The 4,920-nt window shown below is 62.4% G+C and carries 5 protein-coding genes and 1 pseudogene; 5 read left to right on the top strand and 1 reads right to left on the bottom strand.

The features are described from left to right. A pseudogene (locus tag Q7T84_RS10345) lies at positions 1 to 605 on the top strand (DNA-directed RNA polymerase subunit beta'); the annotation flags it as partial. Between the two features lie 122 nt (positions 606 to 727). Here Q7T84_RS10345 and Q7T84_RS10350 read toward each other — a convergent pair. Next, positions 728 to 1,321 (bottom strand): hypothetical protein, encoded by a 594-nt coding sequence (locus Q7T84_RS10350; RefSeq protein ID WP_304808452.1) that lies wholly within the window; start codon positions 1,319 to 1,321, stop codon positions 728 to 730. A gap of 340 nt (positions 1,322 to 1,661) precedes the next feature. On the opposite strand from Q7T84_RS10350, the gene rpsL reads away from it, so the two are divergent. The 4 genes from rpsL to Q7T84_RS10370 form a co-directional block, all read left to right on the top strand. Next, positions 1,662 to 2,033, top strand: coding sequence for a 30S ribosomal protein S12 (gene rpsL / locus Q7T84_RS10355; RefSeq protein WP_304808454.1), 372 nt, complete (start codon positions 1,662 to 1,664; stop codon positions 2,031 to 2,033). A 12-nt stretch (positions 2,034 to 2,045) separates the two neighbouring features. Further along, positions 2,046 to 2,519 (top strand): 30S ribosomal protein S7, encoded by a 474-nt coding sequence (gene rpsG / locus Q7T84_RS10360; RefSeq protein WP_304808457.1) that lies wholly within the window; start codon positions 2,046 to 2,048, stop codon positions 2,517 to 2,519. Positions 2,520 to 2,619: 100 nt separating this feature from the next. After that, positions 2,620 to 4,698 carry an elongation factor G gene (gene fusA / locus Q7T84_RS10365; protein ID WP_304808459.1) on the top strand — a complete coding sequence of 693 codons (2,079 nt, stop codon included), beginning with the start codon at positions 2,620 to 2,622 and terminating at the stop codon, positions 4,696 to 4,698. Between the two features lie 108 nt (positions 4,699 to 4,806). Beyond that, positions 4,807 to 4,920, top strand: a 114-nt coding sequence (locus Q7T84_RS10370) for a GTP-binding protein (RefSeq protein WP_304808461.1), incomplete at its 3' end; no start/stop codon positions are given.

A 4,920-nucleotide genomic window follows, 5' to 3' on the forward strand; every position in this document is an offset into this window, starting at 1 on the left:
GCAAGGGCGAGTACCTGATCGACGGCAACCCGGATCCGCACGACATCCTGCGCATCCTGGGCATTGAAGCGCTGGCCGAGTTCCTGGTCGACGAGATCCAGGAGGTCTATCGCCTCCAGGGCGTGCCGATTAACGACAAGCACATCGAAACGATCGTTCGTCAGATGCTGCAAAAGGGTGAAATCCTTGAGCCGGGCGACACCGGCCTGCTCAAGAACGACCACCTGGACATGACGGAGATCAACGAGGAGAACGCCAAGGCTGAAGCCCGCGGCGGTCGCCCGGCGATCACCCAACCTGTCCTGCTCGGCATCACCAAGGCGTCGCTGCAAACGCGCAGCTTCATCTCGGCGGCCTCGTTCCAGGAAACCACTCGCGTGCTCACCGAAGCTTCGGTGCAGGGCAAGAGCGACACCCTGGAAGGCCTGAAGGAAAACGTGATCGTCGGCCGTCTGATCCCGGCCGGTACGGGCTCGTACCTCCGGAACCTGCAGCGCATCGCCGCCAAGCGCGACGAAGCCCTGTCGGCCAGCCGCGAAGAGGCCATGGAGCCGCTGCCGGACGTCATCGCCATCGACGCCGCGGCGGAGAAGGTCGACAGCTAAAGGCTTCCTTCAGCCTGAGAACTAACGGAACGGCCCGGGAGCAATCCCGGGCCGTTTTCGTATCTGCGGTGCCCGAGCGTGCGTCGGGGGCTGAGCCACGTCGAACAAGACCGCGGCGGGCGTCATCTGGCGTCCTTGAGGGCCTCTCTCAGGCCGGGATAGATCCCGGTCTGTCGATAGATGCGCATGTTCTCCTGGGCGGCGGTCTTCTCCTCGAAGCCTCGCAGTTTGTCCTTGGCTATCGGCGGCGGCATGAAGGGCGCGTCCTTGGCGCCGGCCCCGAGCTTCTCCAGGCATGCCTCGCGCTCGACCTTGCTCAGCAGGGTGGGATTGGCGCAGCCCACCGCGCCGCGCCTCAGGGCGTTGCTGAGCGCGGCCGGCGGGCCGGGCAGGGCCGGGGAGGGGGCGAGGCCTGTCCCGACATCCTCGGCCGGTCTGGCGGCGTTCGGCGTGACCAGGGGGGCGACGCTCGTGGTCTCATCTGGCCGCAGGGTTCGGCGCGGACGCAGCGGGCGGCTTGCTAGGGTTTGAGCGGGTGCGGCGTGATCCTGCCGAGGGGGCATGATGAAGGGGACGACCTCCACCTCGAAGATCGGCGGGGGTTGATTCCGCTCCAAGCTCGGACGATCGATGGCCAACAGGGCGAACACGCCGAGGTGGGCGATTCCCGAGGCCGCCAGGACGATCGTCAGCCGTCTTCGGTCCGCTGGCCGCATGCTACGCCCTCGGGTTGCAAACTTGACCTTGAGTTTCGCGTCTGGCGAGGCGAATTGATGGCTGAAACCGGTCCACAAGAGCCGAAAAAGCCCATTCTTTCGCAAGCGTTGACGAGAAGAGCCTTCGCGAGTATGAACCGCGCTCCTTTCGCGACCGAGGATTCTTCCTTTGTCCCGATGAACGGTCCTCCCGCAACGGATGGCCAAGCCCGCCGGAACGCACGAGATCGCGCGCCGGCGAGTTTTTGCGTTCAGCGGGCGGTGGCGAGACCAGACACGAACTGAACCCTTTTTCGAGGCGCCACGGCCAAACGGCACACGCCTCCAGAGCAGAGATTAGATGCCAACAGTCAACCAGCTCATTCGCAAGCCCCGGCAGGACAAGCCGTCGCGCAACAAGGTTCCGGCCCTTAAGGGCTGCCCTCAGCGCCGTGGCGTCTGCACCCGCGTCTACACGACCACCCCGAAGAAGCCGAACTCCGCTCTTCGTAAGGTCGCCAAGGTGCGTCTGACCACCGGGATCGAAGCGGTGTGCTACATCCCCGGCGAAGGCCATAACCTTCAAGAGCACTCCGTCGTGCTCATCCGTGGGGGCCGCGTGAAGGACCTTCCCGGCGTTCGCTATCACATCCTGCGCGGCGTGCTCGACACCCAAGGGGTCAAGGATCGCAAGCAGCGTCGTTCGCTCTACGGCACCAAGCGTCCTAAGTAAGGAATAAGAAGAATGTCCCGCCGCCGTCGCGCCGAGAAACGTGAAGTTCTTCCGGACCCGAAGTTCGGAGACCTCACGGTCACCAAATTCATGAACTACGTCATGTACGAAGGCAAAAAAGCCGTCGCAGAAAACATTCTGTATGGCGCTTTCGACATCCTGGAAGCCAAGCGCAAAGACCAGACCCCGCTGGAAACGTTCCACGCGGCCCTGGAAAATGTCGCTCCTGGCATCGAAGTCCGCTCCCGCCGGGTCGGCGGCGCCACCTATCAGGTGCCCGTCGAAGTCCGTCCGGATCGCCGCAAGGCCTTGGCCATCCGTTGGCTGGTCACCGCCGCGCGCAAGCGTGGCGAGAACACCATGACCGAGAAGCTGGCCGGCGAACTGCTGGACGCTTCCTCGAACCGTGGTTCGGCCGTGAAGAAGCGTGAAGACACGCACAAGATGGCCGAAGCCAACCGCGCCTTCTCGCACTACCGCTGGTAAGACCCGGCATCCATCGCTTTCCGGCGCGGGCGGTTTGAGTTAAACCGCCCGCGCTGTTCGTTCAGATACCCGAACGCCCTTCTCCAGCAGAGCTTCCGCTATGCCCCGCACGAACAAAATCGAAGATTACCGCAACTTCGGCATCATGGCGCACATCGACGCCGGTAAAACGACGACGACGGAGCGGATCCTCTACTACACTGGTAAGAGCCATAAGATTGGCGAAGTCCACGATGGCGCGGCCACCATGGACTGGATGGAGCAGGAGCAGGAGCGCGGCATTACGATTACGTCGGCCGCGACGACCGCTTACTGGAACAACCACCGCCTGAACATCATCGACACCCCCGGCCACGTCGACTTCACCATTGAAGTCGAACGTTCGCTGCGCGTGCTCGACGGCGCCGTCACGGTGCTGGACGGCAACGCCGGTGTCGAACCGCAAACCGAGACCGTTTGGCGCCAGGCCGACAAGTATCGCGTTCCGCGGATCGTGTTCGTCAACAAGATGGACAAGCTCGGCGCTGACTTCGACAAGTCGGTCGAATCGATCCGCGATCGCCTCGGCGCGAAAGCTGTTCCGATCCAATTCCCGATCGGCTCGGAATCCTCGCTCAAGGGCCTGGTGGACTTGGTCCGCATGAAGGCCGTGCTCTGGGACAACGACGGTCTGGGCGCGACTTTCCGCGACGAAGAGATCCCGGCCGATCTGATGGAAAAGGCGATCGAAGCTCGCCACTACCTGATCGAGAACGCCGTCGAACTCGACGACGAGGCGATGGAATCTTATCTGGGCGGCGAAGAGCCCTCGGAAGCCATCATCAAGAAGTGCATTCGTAAGGCCGTCCTCACGGGCGCCTTCTATCCGATCCTTTGCGGCTCGGCCTTCAAGAACAAGGGCGTCCAGCCGCTGCTCGACGCCGTCGTCGACTATCTGCCGTCGCCGCTCGACATTCCGCCGACCCCGGGCATCGACTTCCGCACGGAAGAGCCGATCGTTCGTCGCGCTTCGGACGATGAACCGCTTGCGGTTCTGGCGTTCAAGATCATGGACGACCCCTTCGTCGGTTCGCTGACCTTCTGCCGCATCTATTCGGGCAAGCTCGAAACCGGCATGAACTTGATGAACTCCACCCGCGATAAGAAGGAACGCGTCGGCCGCATGCTGCTGATGCACTCCAACAACCGCGAAGACATCAAGGAAGCCTATGCTGGCGACATCGTCGCCCTGGCCGGCCTGAAGGACACCCGCACCGGGGACACCCTGTGCGATCCGCACAAGTCGCCTGTGATCCTCGAGCGCATGGAATTCCCGGCGCCGGTTATCGAGATCGCCGTCGAACCCAAGTCGAAGGCTGACCAGGAAAAGCTGGGCATCGCCCTGGCCAAGCTGGCCTCGGAAGATCCCTCCTTCACCGTCTCCACCGACCACGAGTCGGGCCAGACGATCCTGAAGGGCATGGGTGAACTGCACCTCGACATCAAGATCGACATCCTGAAGCGGACCTACAAGGTCGAAGCCAATATCGGCGCGCCGCAGGTGGCCTATCGCGAGAGCCTGGGTAAGAAGGTCGATATCGACTACACCCACAAGAAGCAGACCGGCGGTACGGGCCAGTTCGCCCGCGTCATGATCACCTTCGAACCCGGCGAGCCGGGCTCGGGCTTCGTGTTCGAGAACAGCATCGTTGGTGGCGCTGTGCCGAAGGAATACATCCCCGGCGTCGAAAAGGGCCTGGAATCGATCAAGGACAACGGCCTGCTGGCCGGCTTCCCCCTGATTGACTTCAAGGCGACCTTGACCGACGGCAAGTACCACGACGTCGACTCCAGCGTGCTGGCGTTCGAAATCGCGGCGCGGGCCGCCTTCCGCGAACTGCGTGAGAAGGGCGCTCCGAAGCTGCTCGAGCCGATCATGGCCGTCGAAGTCGTGACCCCGGAAGACTATCTGGGTTCCGTCATCGGCGACTTGAATGGTCGCCGTGGCATGATCCAGGGCCAAGACACCCGCGGCAACGCGATCGTCGTCAACGCCTTCGTGCCGCTGGCGAACATGTTCGGTTATGTGAACACCCTTCGCGGGATGTCGCAGGGCCGCGCTCAGTTCACCATGCAGTACGACCACTACGACCCGGTGCCGCAACACGTCGCCGACGAAGTGATCAAGAAGTACGCATAGCGTTTTTCCTCGGAAAAACGCCCACGAAAAGTTTGGACGATCTCCTCGGAGATCGTTCGGGCCCAACCCTAGTTTAGAGGACAAGCCCAAACAGGGCTGGAGCTTGAAATGGCTAAAGAAAAATTCGAACGCAATAAGCCGCATTGCAACATCGGCACGATTGGTCACGTTGACCATGGCAAGACGACGTTGACGGCTGCGATCACCTTCACGCTGGCGAAG

The organism is Phenylobacterium sp., from assembly GCF_030654915.1.
Taxonomy (GTDB): Bacteria; Pseudomonadota; Alphaproteobacteria; order Caulobacterales; family Caulobacteraceae; genus Phenylobacterium.

Excerpts from the sequence above, each read along its gene's own strand:
- rpsG (WP_304808457.1), top strand. The coding sequence starts at position 2,046 with ATGTCCCGCCGCCGTCGCGCCGAGAAACGTGAAGTTCTTCCGGACCCG.
- rpsL (WP_304808454.1), top strand. The coding sequence starts at position 1,662 with ATGCCAACAGTCAACCAGCTCATTCGCAAGCCCCGGCAGGACAAGCCG.
- fusA (WP_304808459.1), top strand. The coding sequence starts at position 2,620 with ATGCCCCGCACGAACAAAATCGAAGATTACCGCAACTTCGGCATCATG.
- Q7T84_RS10350 (WP_304808452.1), bottom strand. The coding sequence starts at position 1,321 with ATGCGGCCAGCGGACCGAAGACGGCTGACGATCGTCCTGGCGGCCTCG.